We start from the raw sequence: 16,093 nt of genomic DNA on the forward strand, positions 1-16,093 counted from the left end.
TTGGGCTTTGCCGCACTGGCTGTCGACGTTGGAGCCATGTATGCCGAAAAGGCTCAACTGCAGAATGGTGCAGATTCCGGCGCTCTGGCAATCGCAGGCGACTGCGCAGGCGGTACTTGCGGCGACACCGACGCAACTGCGGATCTTCTTGCCAACTCGAACAGCAATGACGCCGCCAGCGGTGTTACCTCTGTAACCTTTCCAGCCGCGACCACTGTTCGCGTGGAAACCTTCGCCCGCGCAGCCGGCTCCGACGCTGACAGTTTCTCACTCTTTTTCGCGAGGCTGATGGGATTCGAAACCACAGAGATTCACGCCGTTGCTGAAGCCTCCTGGGGTCCTCCGGATTCCGGTTCGACACTCCCCTGGACGGTGAGTGAGTGCGTATTCCGAGACTTCCTCACAGCCAGCCAGCGGGCCGAGTTGGATTCAACGGGTAACTTTACCGGCGATCCAATAGCGACCCATTTGTTGCTCCGGTATGACGAAAAAACCCCGGATTACGAAGGGTGCGAAGCGCAGAACGGATACGCGCCTGGCGGCTTCGGGTGGCTGGAAGCAAACGCAGATTGTTCCGCTGACGTCACTGCCGATGGCACGGTCAACGGCCAACCCGGCAATTCATTTCCCAAAACGGGAGGGGCGGAAAAGGTCTGTCAGGACGTTCTCAAGGGACTACTGAACGAGCCGGTCCTCATCCCACTCTTCAGTTCAGCTATCAGCGGCGGCGGCGACAAAACGCAGTACACACTTATCGGATTCGCAGCATTTCAGGTCACAGGGTACAAGTTCGGGGGCGGTCCGGAGCTAACGCATGACGACACCAGCGCTCCATCCTGCACCGGAATGTGCCGTGGTCTTCAAGGGTTCTTTACCCGCTTCGTCACTCTCGAGGAGGGCCGGATCGCCACCGGTGGGGCGCCAAACTTTGGGGCATCCAAGGTCGAGCTCACCGGATAGCGGCCCCACCGCTCCATCATCTTGTTCTATTGACTAAGGAGAAACACAGTGAAGTCACGCCTACTGGGAGGCATCGCGGCTTTGGTATTGGCCGTTGTTGGAGCCATCTTACTATTTGTTTACGTGCAAGGCGCGGCCACCCGCGCGCAGGCAGGGCTGGAGCCCGTCAATGTCTTGGTTGTTCAAGAGTCAGTCCCTGCGGGCACCAAAACGTCAGACTTGGGCACGAGGGTCCGCTCTGAAGCGATCCCCAAGACTGCCGTCCCCGAGGGGGCATTGGAGACGCTCAGTCAAAGGGAAGGCACAGTCACGGCCGTCGATCTGCAGCCAGGCGAACAACTCCTGGCCTCACGGCTTGTTGATCCCCGCGAACTCGTTCCAGGCACTGTGCCGGTGCCCGACGGGCTGGAAGAGGTCACGCTTCTCCTGGCGCCCGAACGTCTCCTCGGCGGCAGGATCGAAGCCGGAGACATCGTTACTGTCTACTCCTCATTCAAAACCGAAGAGGGCATGCCGGCGGATGCTACCGTGCCGCCTGAGGTGAAAGGCTGGAAGCAGTCCACCGGCCTGCTGTTCCAGGACGTCCTGGTCACAGCCGTTCAGAAGGCAGCCGCAGACACTAAGAATTCGACCGGATCTGAATCTGGGGTCGAAATGCCCAACGGATCTGCGTTCGTCACGGTAGCGAGGACCGACGCTGACGCCGCAAAGCTCGTCTTCGGCGCAGAATTTGGCACCCTGTGGCTTTCCAAGCAAACCCCAACCTCCACTAACAACGATCCTCCGGTCACCACCTTTGGAGGGCTGTACTGATGAGCCGCTTCGTCGCAATCACGGCGGTAAGGGATTTCGAAGGCCGAGTCCGTCAGGCCATCTCGGGGGCTCTCCATGGCGAACTGCAAACGCTGTCGCCCGATGTCCTCAAGGGCGGTCCTGATGACGTCTTCAAACAGCTGAACGGCGCTCCGCCCGAGGTACTCATCCTGGGACCCGGCGTCGCGCCCGATGACGCACTAAAGCTGGCGACGGTTTTCGACCTCCAATTTCCAGAGGTTAGCCTCCTGTTGGTCGCCGAACCCAGCCCGGAACTGGTGCTGCGGGCCATGCATTCGGGCATACGGGACGTGGTGACGTCTGAAATTGGCGTGAACGACCTCCGCGTCCTGTTGGAGCGGTCATGCCTGGCATCCGCAAGCCGACGCCGCGGGATGTCGGCAGCCCCTGAATCCGGTCAGGAGCGGGGGCGAGTCATCGCGGTTATGTCTCCCAAAGGTGGGGTTGGGAAGACCACCGTCGCTACGAACCTGGCCATCGGGTTGGGCAAGGTTGCCCCAATGAGCGTAGTTATTGTGGACTTGGATTTGCAGTTTGGTGACGTCGCCTCAGGGTTGTTGCTGGAGCCGGAGCATTCTATTTCCGATGCCGTGCACGGCGCCGCCGCCCAGGACTCCATGGTCCTCAAGGCTTATCTGACTGTCCACCCCGCCGGAATCTACGCACTGTGCGCACCGCGCACGCCCGCAGAGTCGGATTACATCACGGCAGCGCACGTCGGTCGCCTCATCAATCAGCTGGCAAGCGAGTTCAAGTACGTCGTCGTAGATACGGCACCAGGGCTGGGCGAGCACGTCTTGGCGACCTTGGAGCAGGCAACTGACGGAGTATGGGTTTGCGGAATGGACGTTCCCAGTATCCGTGGCCTCCACAAGTGTTTTGCGGTCCTCCGAGAGTTGCAGCTGTTGCCACAAGGACGCCATACAGTCCTGAATTTCGCGGATCGGAAAAGTGGCATCTCGGTCCAGGATGTCGAAGCCACGATCGGCGTCCCCATTGACGCCGTCATCCCCCGTTCACGAACTCTGCCTTTCTCCACAAACCGGGGAGTGCCCGTGCTGCAAAACAACTCCAGGGAGCCTGCCTCCAAAGGACTCAAGAAGCTCGTTGAGCGCTTCGATCCCCAATGGGTGGCTGCGGGTCACCACAAGCTTCACCGAAGGGTAGTGGTGTCATGAAACTGTCAGCCCGGCTTTCCCGCACACAGGCTGAGGTCGATCCTCAGACGCCTTCTCTCGCCGACAGCGAACGGGAGGGCCAGGCCTTGGAAGCCAAGGTAGCCACCATTGGCCAAACTATGCGCCCGGTACCGGCTTCATCAAGTTCTCTCGGGGGGGCGCCCGTGCAGCCGGTTGTGGACGCATTGGCTGGCTTGAAGCAGCGCGCGGCCTTGGCATTATTCGAACGTATGGGCACACGATTTGGTGATACTTCATCCTCAGAGGAGGAGCTGCGGGCCAGTGCCATTGAAGAGTTGTCCGTGGTCATCGACCAGGAACAAGTACCGCTCTCGCCCGAAGAACGTCGGCGCCTCATCAGAGAGATTGCCGACGAAGTGATGGGCTATGGGCCGCTTCAGCGGTTGCTTGAGGATCCGTCTGTCACGGAGATTATGGTCAATCGTTTCGACCAGATCTATGTGGAACGCCACGGCCATCTCTCATTGACCGGAGCGCAGTTCAGTTCTGATGACCACTTGCGGAAAGTCATCGAGCGGATCGTGTCCCGCGTAGGCCGCCGGATCGATGAATCCTCGCCATTGGTGGATGCACGGCTGGAAGATGGGTCCCGAGTCAACGCCATCATTCCTCCACTGGCCGTCAACGGCCCTTCTCTGACCATTCGCAAGTTTAGTCAAGTGCCGTTGACCGTGCAGAACCTCATTGAGTGGGGCTCGATTACACCTGAGATGGCCGAACTGCTGAGCGCGTGCGTCCGGGCACGGCTGAATATTATCGTCTCCGGTGGTACTGGCACAGGAAAAACAACCCTGCTCAACGTCCTGTCCTCGTTCATCCCGGAAGAGGACCGGATAGTCACCATCGAAGACGCAGTGGAGCTGCAACTGCAACAGGAACACGTTGTGCGATTGGAAAGCCGGCCACCCAATATTGAGGGCAAAGGGGCCGTGGGCATTCGCGAGCTCGTGCGTAACTCGCTGCGTATGCGCCCCGACCGCATTATCGTCGGCGAAGTTCGTGGTGGCGAGTCACTGGACATGCTCCAGGCAATGAACACCGGTCACGATGGCTCATTGTCCACCGTGCACGCCAATTCGCCGCGTGACGCAATCGCCCGCCTGGAAACCCTGGTACTCATGGCCGGAATGGATCTGCCGCTCCGTGCCATCCGCGAACAGGTGTCGTCCGCTGTGGACTTGTTGGTTCAGGTGACACGCCTCCGTGACGGAACCAGGCGTGTGACGCACGTAACCGAGGTGCAGGGCATGGAAGGAGACATAGTCACGCTCCAAGATGCCTTTGTCTTCGATTACGCCGCCGGGATGGACGAGCAGGGGCGCTTTCTGGGCAAGCCCATTGCTACGGGTATTCGGCCCCGATTCTTGGATCGTTTCGCTGAGCTCGGTATTTCGGTATCACCGGCGGTCTTCGGGCCGACGATGGCGCCTCTGGGGAGGCGATAGGACATGGATTCCCCGATTCTCTTTATTGTGGCCACAGTCCTCTGCCTCGGTGCAGTGATAATACTGTTTGTCGTAGTGCTCAAACCACGCTACTCCGGTATACCAATCGAGCGCAGACGGCCAGACTCGCAGCCGGACCAGTCCTCGCTGGGTAAGGTCTCTCAAACAGCTGTGGCTGCCATGGGCGGAGTGCTGGGAGACTCGGGCGGTCCGTACAACCGGACGGTTCTCTACAACGCGGGTGTGAAGACAGATCCGGCGACCTTCACTCTCATGGTCGCAGTCTCGTCACTTGTCGGGGGAATTCTTGGTGCGCTCCTTACGAACGGCCCTATCGGTATCTTATTGGCAGTTGCAGGTCCGTTCTTAGCCAAAATCGGCCTATCCTTAATGACAGACAAACGCCGCGGAAAGTTCGAGGCACAGCTCACCGACACCATACAAATGCTCATCGGTGGCCTGCGTGTGGGGCACAGCATCATGCGTTCAATCGAAGCAGCGGCAACAGAGGCCGACTCCCCTACTTCTGAGGAACTGAGCCGAATCGTCAACGAAGTCCGTATCGGCAAGGATGCCAATCTGGCTCTTGATGAAGCGGCCCAGCGCATGGACAGCGAAGATTTCCAGTGGATCGGTCAAGCTATCCAGATCAATCGCGAGGTCGGCGGAGATCTGGCTGAAGTCCTGGAGCAAGTGGCTGGCACCATACGGGAACGTAGCGAAATCAAGGGACAGGTGCGGGCGCTAAGCGGCGAGGGCAAGATGTCCGCCTACATACTGATGGCCATGCCGGTTGTGGTCGCTATCTTTATCAGCATGATCAACCCAGGGTACACAGACGTCTTCTTCACCGAGCCCATCGGAATCGCAATGCTCGTCGCAAGTCTCATCATGTTTGCCGTCGGCGGATTCTGGATGAGCCGCATCGTTAAGATCAAGTTCTAGGGAAGGCCATCATGACTCCAATTGGTTGGCTCATCATCGCCATAGTTGTCCTGCCGTGTTCTTATCTTGCTTGGGCGCTCCTGACGGCCGACCGGAAGGCTCTTCTAGCCGTCCAAGCGAATCTTGGACAAGGCCTGGGCCAGAACGGCAGCGTCAACGTTGTCCGCCCGCCGGCCCTCCTGGATATCTCGAAGAGATTGACCCCTGCGGGCTACGTGGCCAGGCTGGATCGTTGGCTATCCCTCGCAGGCCGCCCTCAATCCATTCCGCTGGAGAAGTTGACGGTGGCTAAGCCCACGCTCGCGTTGGTGGGCGCGGTCATTGGGTTCTACTTGTTCAGCAGCGATCCATCGCCCAAAAACCTTGGTATCGGCGTTTTCCTGACCATTTTCTCTTACTTCCTGCCCGATCTTTTGATCTACAACAAAGGGATCAAACGCCAGGAGGAAATCGAGCTGGAACTGCCAAATACTCTGGATCAGATGCTGATTTCCGTGGAGGCCGGGCTGGGTTTTGAAACAGCCATGTCCAGGGCGGGCCAAAACGGCACGGGCCCACTCGCGCAGGAGCTGACGCGCACCCTCCAGGACATCCAGGTGGGTCGGCCCCGGCAAGAGGCGTATCAGGCTTTGGCAGACCGCTCCTCGGTCCTGGAGCTACGCAGCTTCGTCCGTGCCGTTGTTCAAGCCGACAAGTATGGCATCGGAATCGCGAAAGTCCTCCGAACTCAAGCTAAGCAAGCGCGCGTTAAGCGCCGGCAACGGGCCGAGGAAAAGGCAATGAAGCTGCCTGTGAAAGTGCTGTTTCCGCTGCTCCTGTTCATCTTTCCGGTGCTGTTCATTGTCCTCCTCGGACCTGCCGCCATCAACATCATCGCTGCCTTCAGCTAAGCCCAGCGCCCCAATGACCGGACCCCCTCGGCCCAGAGACGAGGGGGTCCTCCACAAGCCGGACCCCCTCGGTCCCCAGAACCGAGGGGGTCCTCCAAAGCCGGACCCCCTCGGACCCCAGAACCGAGGGGGTCCTCCTTGTGCCCGGCAGCTATAGCCGCGTGCCCGCAAGTCACGCGCAGGATTCCCGCAGGGGCAATGCAGGGAACGTGCAGTTCGGTAAGTCTTGGCGCAGGATCCCACCAAGTCGACTCTTCGGCGTGTCGGCGCTTGCTAAGTTCCTCTCAGTGCTGGTGCAGGGCCAGCCGCCAAACTCGCTCAGGAGCCTCCATGCTTTCCCTTATCGCAACTCTTCAGACTCTCGGCTTCGCTGCCAAGAACCGCCTTCGCGACGAGAAAGGTGCAACTGCTGTGGAATACGGCATTATGGTTGCCCTCATTGCCGTTGCCATCATCGTCGCAGTCACGGCCCTTGGTGGCCAGCTGACAACTCTGTTCACCAATGTCAAAACTCAGCTGGCACTTTAGCAGTAGTGGTTCATTCCAACACAGGAAAATTGTTGCGGTGAAGGTGTCATTCCTTCACCGCATCTCCGTTCGTGGCCCCGACCACGCCGCCTATCGGCCACCGTCCATCCGATGAAAGGTCCCCGCGCATGCGTGAGCGTTCGGAGCGCGGTGCCGTTGCCGTTGAGTTCGCGCTCCTGGCGCCGGTCCTGATCATGCTGCTGCTCGGCATCGTGGAATTCGGCCGCGCTTACAACACGCAAATCTCTCTTTCAAGTGCCGCCCGCGAAGGCGTTCGGGTCATGGCAATCGGCAACAACCCCACCGCTGCCCGCACCGCCGCCAAAAATGCGGCCGCAGGGCTGCAACCCGCGCTGAGCGAAGCCAACATCACCATCAGCCCGGCGAACTGCACCGCGGGCGCGCAAGTGACCTTCAAGATCACCTACACCCTCTCGACCATAACCCGCATCGCGGGGCCGTTCCCGCTGGAGGGCCAAGGGGTGATGTTATGCGGCGGCTAGCTGGCCTTATCCCGCCCAGGGACCGCGAGCGCGGAGCCATCAGCGTCATGGTCGCCGTTCTTATGGTAGCGCTGCTGGGGTTCGCCGCCCTCGCCGTCGATGTCGGGATGCTCCACGCCGAACGGACCCAGCTCCGCAACGGCGCGGATGCTGCGGCCCTGGCCACCGCCCAGAAATGCGCCCGCAATGTCAACGATGCCGACTGCGCTGCCACTTCCGCGCTGGCACGAGACCTCGCAAACAACAACGCCGGCGATGGAATGAGCAATGTAAAGTCCCTTCTCCTGGACAAGACGGCACGCACTGTCACGGTCACAGCCGGTGCCCAGGAGGCGGGACGGGAGCCTAACCACGTTTCGCTGTTCTTTGCCCGCGCGCTGGGCTTCAGCGCCGCGGAAGTGAATGCGTCGTCAACAGCGCAATGGGGCAGCCCTGCTGCCGGGACGACGGCGTTCCCCCTCGCCTTTTCGATCTGCCAGGTCCAGGGACATGTCGATGGCGGCCTGCAGTTGCTGCAGAACCACGGAAGCGGCGCCAACCCCGGCTGCAACTATGGACCCTCCGGGGCCACTGTCGCGGGCGGCTTCGGTTGGCTCCCCAATGATCCCGGCATCTGCGGCGGACTGATCGACCTCGCGGTAAGCGAAGGCGGCAGCGATCCTGGCAACAGTTCGCCCGGCGCCTGCGACGCCACGCTGCAGAGCTGGGCGAACGACATCTCCGCGGGCCGGGAGGTCGTGGTCCTGCTGCCGGTCTTCAACACTGTGACAGGCACGGGTGCCGGCTCTGTCTACGGACTGACCTCGTTTGCGGCATACAAGGTCGCGGGCTGGAAGTTTAGCGGTGTAAACAGCCTTCCCACCGCGTTCCACAACACGTCCCCCGATGTCCCCGCGGCCGTGGCGTGTGATGGCAACTGCAGGGGCATTATTGGGGGCTTCATCAAGTATGTGTCCCTGGCCCACGGCTTCAGTCTCGGGCCTGTCGACCCCAACGGCGCCACCATTGTCCGGCTCACACAATGATTCCCCAGCACCACAGATTCGTTAACCAGCACAGGAGCAGTCTTTGAAGTCACGCTTATTGGCCGGGATCGCCGCCGTGGTCCTGGCCCTCGTCGGAGCCATCCTCGTGATGTCTTACGCCAGCGGTGCGGACGAGCGTGCGGTCAAGGCCCTGGAGCCTGTGGAGGTCCTTGTGGTGGCGAAGCCCGTACCGGCCGGCACCGCAGTGGAAAGCCTCCTGCCTTTCCTGACTGCCCAGAAACTCCCAGGCACTGCCGTGGCCACATCGGCGCTGCATAGCCTCGACGGCCATGCCGGCAAGGTCACCGCCGTCGAACTGCTTCCGGGTGAGCAACTCGTCGCGGAACGACTCACCGCACCGGAAGCCTTGCAGTCCAGCGGATCCGTGCAGGTGCCGGAGGGGCTTCAGGAGATCTCCTTCCAGCTGGACCCCCAGCGCGTTGTCGGCGGACGGCTCACGGCCGGGGACCACATCGGCATCTTCATCTCGTTGAAAAATGGCGGCATCGAGGCCAAGCCGGACAAAGAGACGACGCAGCTGACCCTCCACAAGGTCCTGGTGACGTCGGTGCAGCGGGCTCCCAGCGCCGCCCCTTCTCCCGAACCCACCGACAGCGGCTCGGCGGCCCCGGTCGAGGATACGTCCCTGCCCACCGGATCGCTGCTGTTGACGGTCGCCGTGAACGACGTGGACGCCACCAGAATCGTCTACGGCTCCGAATTCGGCACACTCTGGCTCAGCAAGGAGCCGCTCAATGCAACGGACAGCGGCCGCCCTGGAATCATGACGAAACCGGAGGTCTACAAATGAGCCGTTTTGTCCTGATCACGCCCAATGCAGACTTCCAGTCCCGGGTAGGCCTGGCTCTGGCCGGAAGCCTGCCGGGGGGCCTGCAGACCTTCGCCTTCGTCAATCCTGCCGATCCCGAAGAGTTGTTCGCGAAGCTTGACCAGCAGCGTCCCGAGGTCCTGATTCTTGGACCGGATGTGCCCGTCGACGACGCCCTGCGCTTGGCCACGATCTTTGACGTTCAGCTATCCGAGCTCAGCGTCATCCTGGTGGGCGAACCGGACCCCGATTTCCTGCTGTTGGCCATGCGCGCCGGCATCCGGGACATTCTCAGCCCTCACGCCGATGCTGCCCAGATCCGGGTCATGCTGGAACGGGCCTGCCAGTCCTTTGCCAGCAAGAACAGGTCTGCGGCCGTTCAACCCCCGGACGCCCCGAAGGGTCTGGTGATCGGCGTCTTTTCGCCTAAAGGCGGAGTCGGCAAAACCACCATTGCCACCAACATCGCCATCGGGCTGGGACAGGTGGCCCCCATGAGCGTTGTGATCGTGGATCTGGACCTGCAGTTCGGCGACGTCGCCTCCGGGTTGTACCTCCACCCGGAGCACACCGTGACCGACGCAGTCTCCCCCGCCGCGAGCAACGATTCCCTGGTCCTGAAGGCGTTCCTGACCGTGCACCCCGGCAATATCTATGCGCTCTGCGCGCCCAGAAGCCCCGAAGAAGCGGACAACATCACACCTGAACAGGTGACGCGCCTGCTCGGGCAGCTCGCGCAACAGTTCCAGTACGTCATCGTGGACACGGCCCCGGGGTTACCGGAGGTGGGCTTGGCTGCCATGGAGCAGTGCACCGACATTGTCTGGGTCACTGCCATGGATGTTCCCAGCATCCGCGGGCTGAGGTCCGGCCTCGAAATCCTTCGGCGCCTGGACCTCCAGCCGGAGACGCGCCATGTTGTGCTGAATCTGGCCGATTCCGCATCCGGACTCGCCGTTCAGGATGTCGAAGCCACCATCGGTGCGCCCGTTGACGTGAGCATTCCGCGATCCAAGGCTGTGGCGTTGTCCACGAACCGGGGCATACCGGTGCTCCAGGAGGGTCGCAAGGATCCGGCCGTCAAAGGACTGCGGCAGCTGGTTGAACGCTTCGATCCTGCGTGGCGGGCCAGGGCAAAAAAGAAACTGCACCGCAGGGTTGTGGTCCAGTGAAGCTCTCTGACCGTCTCGCCGCCGCTGAGGGCGGGTCCGCTGCCGCGCCCAGGCCCGCTCCCGAGCCCGCTCCAGCCGCCCGCGCCGCGCCTCCCCAAAGGCTCAAGGCTCCCGCTGTCGAAAGGCCGCGCACGCCAATCGCAGCCCCCACTTTCGAAGAGCAAACTGATGGGCCCCGGTCTTTTGGCCAGCAGCCTGTGGATGTCTTCGCTGCCCTCAAACAACGCGCCGCCACCGCCCTGTTCGAGCGGATGGGCGCGCGCTTTAGTGATTCCGCCGTCAAGGAAGACGATCTGCGCTCCTCGGCACGGGAGGAACTCACCCGCATCATCGACGCCGAACAGGTCCCGCTGTCCGGAGAGGAACGGCTCCGGCTGGTCCAGGACGTGGCGGACGATGTGCTGGGGTACGGACCGTTGCAGCGCCTGCTCGATGATTCCGCAGTTACTGAAATCATGGTCAACGGCATGGACCAGATCTACGTTGAGCGTCACGGCAAGCTCACGCTCACCGAATCCCGGTTCAGTTCCGAAGAGCACCTACGCAAGGTGATCGAGCGCATTGTCTCGAAGGTGGGACGCCGCATCGATGAGTCATCCCCGCTGGTGGATGCACGCCTCGAGGACGGCTCCCGCGTAAACGCCGTCATACCGCCGCTTGCGGTGGGCGGCTCCTCCCTGACAATCCGAAAATTCAGCAAAGTACCCCTCACGGTCCAAAATCTCATCGAGTTCGGCACCCTGACCCCTGAGATGGCGGAGCTCCTCAACGCCTGTGTGAAGGCAAAGCTCAATATCATCGTCTCGGGCGGCACCGGCACCGGCAAGACCACCCTGTTGAACGTTCTTTCATCGTTCCTGCCCCACGACGAGCGCATCGTGACGATCGAGGACGCCGTCGAACTCCAAATCCAGCAGCGCCACGTCGTACGGCTGGAAAGCCGCCCGCCGAATACCGAAGGCAAAGGCGAGGTCACCATCCGTGAGCTCCTGCGGAACTCCCTTCGTATGCGCCCGGACCGGATAGTGGTTGGTGAGGTTCGTGGCGGGGAGTCGCTGGACATGCTCCAGGCCATGAACACCGGCCATGACGGCTCACTGTCCACGGTGCACTCAAACTCGCCCCGGGACGCCGTCGCCCGCCTGGAGACCCTGGTCCTGATGGCCGGAATGGACCTGCCGCTCCGCGCCATCCGCGAGCAGATCGCCTCCGCCGTCAACCTGATCATTCAGATCTCCCGACTGCGCGACGGCACCCGCCGCATCACCCACGTAACGGAGGTGCAGGGCATGGAAGGGGACATCGTCACCCTGCAGGACGCCTTCGTCTTCGACTACTCCGCCGGCGTGGACGCCCACGGCCGGTTCCTGGGCAAACCGGTCCCGACCGGCATCCGCCCCCGGTTCATCGACCGCTTCGAGGATTTTGGCATCCACGTCTCACCCAGCGTGTTCGCCGCTCCGTTGGCGCCAGCCGGAAGGCAGTTGAACCAGCCGTGACGATGCTGCCCATTGGCGTTGGCCTGTTCTCGGCTGCCCTGTTCCTCCTCGGTCTCGTAGTGCTCGCTCCGCGGAGGGCACGGGTGCCGATGGACCGGCGCCAGCCCGTCCAGAACCAACCGGACTCGCAGCTGACCCGGTTCGCCGGCTCGGCGGTCAACCTCGTCGACGGATACTTCGCACAGCGAAAAGTGCAGCTCTTCAGCAGGGAGGCACTCGAAAACGCAGGTCTGCGGATGGGCCAGTCCGACTTCTTTGTGCTGGTCCTGGCCGGCGCCTTCGTCGGCGCGTTGGCAGGCTTCGTCGTGGCGGGCCCGTTGCTGGCAATCATGTTCGTCCTATTGGCACCGTTCGCGGGGCACCTCGTGATCGTCTACCTCACTGGCAAACGCCGTGTCGTGTTTGACCAGCAACTCGGTGACACACTCCAGCTACTCTCCGGCGGCCTGAGGGCAGGCCACAGCATCCTGCGAGCGATTGACGCGGCCGCGGCCGAATCGCAAAGTCCCACTGCGGAAGAGATGCGCCGGGTCATCACCGAAACGAGCCTCGGCCGGGACCTGCAGTCCTCCCTCACCGACACAGCCGACCGGATGCGCAGCGATGATTTTGTCTGGATCGCCCAGGCCATCCAGATCAACCGGGAAGTGGGCGGCAACCTCGCCGAAGTCCTGGACCAGGTGGGTGAAACGATCCGCGAACGCAGTGAAATCAAGGGACAGATCAAGTCCCTGGCGGCCGAGGGAAAGTTCTCCGCCTATATCCTGATGGCTATGCCGTTCGGCATCGTCGCGATGCTGATGGTGGCCAATCCGGGCTATATGGACGCCATGGTCACCCACATGCTCGGTTGGGTCATGATTGGGGCGTCCTTCGTCATGATGACCATCGGCGGTCTGTGGATGCGCAAAATCATCGACCTGAAGTTCTGAGGCACCCATGGACCCCTCGGTACTGCTCGCTTTGCTCCTGGTCTCCCTGCCGCTCGGGTATCTCGCCTGGTCAGCGCTCTCCGTCGACAGGAAGTCCCACCAGGCCATCCGGGGTCTGCTCGCAGCAGGCACGGAGACCGCTGAGTTCGAAGAGGCTCAAAGGAGCTCGCTGCTGGAACGGGTCGGTTACCGCCTGACCCCGGCCGGATACGTCCGCAAACTCGACAAGATGCTGTCCCTGGCTGGCCGCCCCACATCCCTTCCCCTCGGACGCGTGCTGGCGGCCAAGCCCCTGCTGGGGCTGGCCGGCGCACTGCTGGGTTGGTACATCAGCGCGACGGGTGCCACGCCCCTTATCAAGGCGGTGGGCCTTTTTGTGGTCCTGCTGGGGTACTTCATCCCCGATCTGATGCTCTACAGCAAGGGGCAGGAGCGGCAGACGGCCATGCAACTGGAATTGGCCAACACCCTCGACCAGATGCTCATCTCCGTGGAGGCCGGCCTGGGCTTCGAAGGAGCCATGGCCCGCGCCGGGGAGAACGGCAAGGGCCCGCTCGCCGAGGAACTCGTCCGGACGCTGCAGGACATGCAGGTCGGCAGGAGCCGCCGCGAGTCTTACCTGGCTCTCGCGGAGCGGACCAGCATCCCTGAACTGCGCAGCTTTGTCCAGGCTGTTGTCCAGGCGGATACCTACGGCATCGCCATCAGCCGGGTACTCCGGATCCAGGCCAAGGTCATGCGGGTCAAGCGGCGGCAGCGGGCCGAGGAAAAGGCCATGAAGCTCCCGGTCATGATCCTGTTCCCGCTGCTCTTTTTCATCTTCCCGGTGCTCTTCATCGCCATCCTTGGCCCTGCCGTCATCAACGCGATCGACACGTTCAGCGGCCAGTAGCTGCACGGTGACTGCCGGTCCGGCGGAGCCTCGGGGCAGAACTCAGGAATGCGCCCGGAAAGCCGCAGATTTACCACAGGAAACGCCGGGGTGGGGAGCATCCGCCGGACCAGGCAGTACCGTGGACGCATGTCCTTCCAAGGCGCTCCAGACGACGGCGACGCAAACAGTGGCTCCTCCGCCGGAACCTCCACCTGCGGTGCGGGTCTGGCCCCAGCGGCGGCCCAAGACACCCCGCCCCCGCTCGTGGACCCCGCCGCCCTCCAGGATCTCGGATCACAGCTGGACAGCCCTGCCGTGGCCGAGGGATTCGCAAGGGATTACACCAACATGTGGGACCGGCGGTACCAATCGCTCGAGACATCGCTTCAGAGCGGGGACGAGGCCGCGGCACTGGACGCGGTCCTGAGCCTAAAGACATCCTCCGCGATGGTTGGCGGGGTCCGCCTGGCCGAGCTCGCCCGGGAACTCGAGGAGGCCATCCGCGTCCGCGACGCCAACCGCGCGCGGTTCCTCCTGCAGGAAGTTGCCGAGAGTGGAAACGAAACAGTGGACGAACTCCAGCTCAATTTCGGGGACAGCTAGTCCAAGGCCGGCGCGAGCCGGTATCCCACCCCGCGGACCGTCTGGAGCCATCGCGGCTGCAGCGGGTCCTCCCGCAGCTTGCGCCGCAGATTGCCGATGTGGACTTCGACAGCGCGCTCGTCTGACTCGCTGATATACGCGTTGGCACCGTAATGATCACCGCGCACCACCCGGACCAGATCGACCTTCGACCGGACCGCACCGGCCCCCTTGAGCAGGGCGTGCAGAAGATCGAATTCGCTGCGGGTCAGGCTGGCTGGGACGCCATCCAGGGTGACTGACCGGGTGTGCGGGTTCAGCACCAGGCCGTTGTGCCGAAACGCCGAGTCCTGGGGCAGCACCAGAGCCGCCGATGCCGCAGCTTTCGACTTTGGGGACTCGCCATCGGCGGCGTCCTGCCTGGGCCTGCGCATCATCGCCGCCACACGGGCGCGGAGTTCACGCGGGCGGAAAGGTTTCGTCATGAAATCGTCCGCCCCGGTATGCAATGCGGTGAGGGTGTCCAGCTCATCCGTCCTGGCGGTCAGCATGACCACATAGGCGTCGCTGAACTGCCGGATCCGGCGCAGGACTTCAAAGCCGTCGATATCGTGGAGGCCAACGTCCAGGGTGACGATGTCGGCCTTCTGGCTCCGCACCACCTCGACCCCCTCACGCCCGCTTGAGGCGCCGTGGACGTCAAACCCCGCCTGGCTCAGCACGGCTTCGACGAGATGGCGTATGTCCTCGTCATCCTCTACGACGACTGCGACTCCAAGGTCAGTCATGGCCCCCCTCACATCTGATGCTGCGGCATCCACCCCCATAGCGGCCGCGTCGGTACTCCGCGCGTTCAATTAGTGCGCGAGTATTGTCAGAATACCCACGTCAGCGCGCTATTAACTGTTTTGGCACAGTCATGGCCATAAATATTCATCCTGTGTCAAGCTGGCATGACCAAAGTTGTTAAATGGAAGCAGCGAGGAAGGGGCACGGCTTCATTGAGTAGACAGCAACAGGTCCGGGACCCGGAGGCTTACCTGGCGGGATTTCCGCGGCGGGTGCACCGGGTCCTATCCCGGCTGACCGGGTGCCGGGAAGCCGAGCTCCATGCGCTCCTTGAGGACAGCCGCGACCGCGAACGCCGGCTCAGCGACGAGATAACCGGGGCGCTCGATGCCCTGACGGCCAAGGAAAACCTCGTCTCGACCGTCTCACACGAGTTCCGCACGCCGCTGACGTCGATCATTGGCAACCTGGACCTGGTCCTCGGCGAATCGGCGGAACTCTCCCCCGCTGCCGTGCGCCGGATCGAAGTCGCGCAACGAAACGCTGAACGGTTGCTGGCGCTGGTCTCGGACCTGATGGTGTCCGCCGACTCAACACTGCACGTCCACCCATGCCGGACGGACCTGGCCACCCTTGTCGAAGCCAGCCTCGGCTCGGCCCAGGCCCACGCCCAGGCATCACGGGTCTCGCTCTCCATGGACGTTCCGGCCCCGCTCTGGGCCGACGTGGATCCCCTGCGGATCAGCCAGGCCGTCGACAACCTGCTCTCCAATGCCATCAAGTATTCACCCGACGGCGGCACCGTCCACGTCTCCGCCAGCAAGACGGGGGGCCGGGTGCTTTTGCACGTGGAGGATGACGGAATGGGAATGACAGCCGCCGACGCCGAGCAGGTCTTCACCCGATTCTTCCGAAGCCCCGCGGCCCGCGAAGGCTCGATACCCGGCGCGGGCCTGGGCCTGTCCATCACCAAGGCAATCATCGAACGGCACGGCGGCTCCATTTCCTGCCGCACATTGCCTGGCTGCGGCAGCACCTTCACAGTGGAGCTGCCCACCGAGCCGGCCCTCTAGCGCGGTGCGGCTGT

The 16,093-nt window shown here is 62.4% G+C and carries 17 protein-coding genes; 16 read left to right on the top strand and 1 reads right to left on the bottom strand.

Annotation, left to right across the window (positions count from 1 at the left end; all coding sequences use genetic code 11):
- From ASPU41_RS00620 to ASPU41_RS00690, 15 genes are all read left to right on the top strand, one after another.
- Entirely contained in the window at positions 1-960 is a 960-nt protein-coding gene (locus ASPU41_RS00620) for a Tad domain-containing protein (protein ID WP_231941127.1), read from the top strand.
- 48 nt (positions 961-1,008) lie between these two features.
- Positions 1,009-1,773, top strand: a complete 765-nt coding sequence (cpaB, locus tag ASPU41_RS00625) for a Flp pilus assembly protein CpaB (RefSeq protein WP_069949268.1) — start codon at positions 1,009-1,011, stop codon at positions 1,771-1,773.
- A complete protein-coding gene (locus ASPU41_RS00630; protein ID WP_069949269.1) occupies positions 1,773-2,972 on the top strand; it encodes an AAA family ATPase in 1,200 nt (399 codons plus the stop codon). The genes cpaB (ASPU41_RS00625) and ASPU41_RS00630 overlap by 1 nt, the downstream gene beginning before the upstream one ends.
- Positions 2,973-3,091: 119 nt before the next feature.
- The gene (locus ASPU41_RS00635) at positions 3,092-4,438 is read left to right on the top strand and encodes a CpaF family protein (protein ID WP_157357075.1); all 1,347 of its coding nucleotides are present in this window, start codon (positions 3,092-3,094) and stop codon (positions 4,436-4,438) included.
- 3 nt (positions 4,439-4,441) lie between these two features.
- Positions 4,442-5,383 carry a type II secretion system F family protein gene (locus tag ASPU41_RS00640; RefSeq protein ID WP_069949271.1) on the top strand — a complete coding sequence of 314 codons (942 nt, stop codon included), beginning with the start codon at positions 4,442-4,444 and terminating at the stop codon, positions 5,381-5,383.
- 11 nt (positions 5,384-5,394) lie between these two features.
- The gene (locus ASPU41_RS00645) at positions 5,395-6,273 is read left to right on the top strand and encodes a type II secretion system F family protein (protein WP_069949272.1); all 879 of its coding nucleotides are present in this window, start codon (positions 5,395-5,397) and stop codon (positions 6,271-6,273) included.
- A 330-nt stretch (positions 6,274-6,603) separates the two neighbouring features.
- Positions 6,604-6,801 (top strand): Flp family type IVb pilin, encoded by a 198-nt coding sequence (locus tag ASPU41_RS00650; RefSeq protein ID WP_069949273.1) that lies wholly within the window; start codon positions 6,604-6,606, stop codon positions 6,799-6,801.
- 128 nt (positions 6,802-6,929) lie between these two features.
- Positions 6,930-7,304 (top strand): TadE/TadG family type IV pilus assembly protein, encoded by a 375-nt coding sequence (locus ASPU41_RS00655; RefSeq protein WP_069949274.1) that lies wholly within the window; start codon positions 6,930-6,932, stop codon positions 7,302-7,304.
- A complete protein-coding gene (locus tag ASPU41_RS00660; RefSeq protein ID WP_069949275.1) occupies positions 7,292-8,329 on the top strand; it encodes a pilus assembly protein TadG-related protein in 1,038 nt (345 codons plus the stop codon). The genes ASPU41_RS00655 and ASPU41_RS00660 overlap by 13 nt, the downstream gene beginning before the upstream one ends.
- Positions 8,330-8,372: 43 nt before the next feature.
- Positions 8,373-9,140, top strand: a complete 768-nt coding sequence (gene cpaB, locus ASPU41_RS00665; RefSeq protein WP_231941128.1) for a Flp pilus assembly protein CpaB — start codon at positions 8,373-8,375, stop codon at positions 9,138-9,140.
- Positions 9,137-10,330 (top strand): AAA family ATPase, encoded by a 1,194-nt coding sequence (locus ASPU41_RS00670; protein WP_069949276.1) that lies wholly within the window; start codon positions 9,137-9,139, stop codon positions 10,328-10,330. The genes cpaB (ASPU41_RS00665) and ASPU41_RS00670 overlap by 4 nt, the downstream gene beginning before the upstream one ends.
- A gap of 137 nt (positions 10,331-10,467) precedes the next feature.
- Entirely contained in the window at positions 10,468-11,829 is a 1,362-nt protein-coding gene (locus ASPU41_RS00675; RefSeq protein ID WP_231941405.1) for a CpaF family protein, read from the top strand.
- A gap of 2 nt (positions 11,830-11,831) precedes the next feature.
- Positions 11,832-12,761, top strand: a complete 930-nt coding sequence (locus tag ASPU41_RS00680; RefSeq protein ID WP_069949278.1) for a type II secretion system F family protein — start codon at positions 11,832-11,834, stop codon at positions 12,759-12,761.
- Positions 12,762-12,768: 7 nt separating this feature from the next.
- Positions 12,769-13,653 carry a type II secretion system F family protein gene (locus tag ASPU41_RS00685; RefSeq protein ID WP_069949279.1) on the top strand — a complete coding sequence of 295 codons (885 nt, stop codon included), beginning with the start codon at positions 12,769-12,771 and terminating at the stop codon, positions 13,651-13,653.
- A 129-nt stretch (positions 13,654-13,782) separates the two neighbouring features.
- Positions 13,783-14,238 carry an Hpt domain-containing protein gene (locus ASPU41_RS00690; protein WP_157356889.1) on the top strand — a complete coding sequence of 152 codons (456 nt, stop codon included), beginning with the start codon at positions 13,783-13,785 and terminating at the stop codon, positions 14,236-14,238.
- Here the strand turns inward: ASPU41_RS00690 and ASPU41_RS00695 are convergent.
- Positions 14,235-15,005 (bottom strand): response regulator transcription factor, encoded by a 771-nt coding sequence (locus tag ASPU41_RS00695; RefSeq protein ID WP_069949280.1) that lies wholly within the window; start codon positions 15,003-15,005, stop codon positions 14,235-14,237. The two genes, ASPU41_RS00690 and ASPU41_RS00695, sit on opposite strands and share 4 nt — an antisense overlap.
- Positions 15,006-15,218: 213 nt before the next feature.
- Here ASPU41_RS00695 and ASPU41_RS00700 point away from each other — a divergent pair, with 213 nt between their 5' ends.
- Positions 15,219-16,079: a sensor histidine kinase gene (locus ASPU41_RS00700; RefSeq protein ID WP_231941129.1), complete on the top strand. Its 861-nt coding sequence runs from the start codon at positions 15,219-15,221 to the stop codon at positions 16,077-16,079.
- The last annotated feature ends 14 nt before the right edge of the window (positions 16,080-16,093 follow it).

The organism is Arthrobacter sp. U41, assembly GCF_001750145.1.
Taxonomy (GTDB): Bacteria; Actinomycetota; Actinomycetes; order Actinomycetales; family Micrococcaceae; genus Arthrobacter.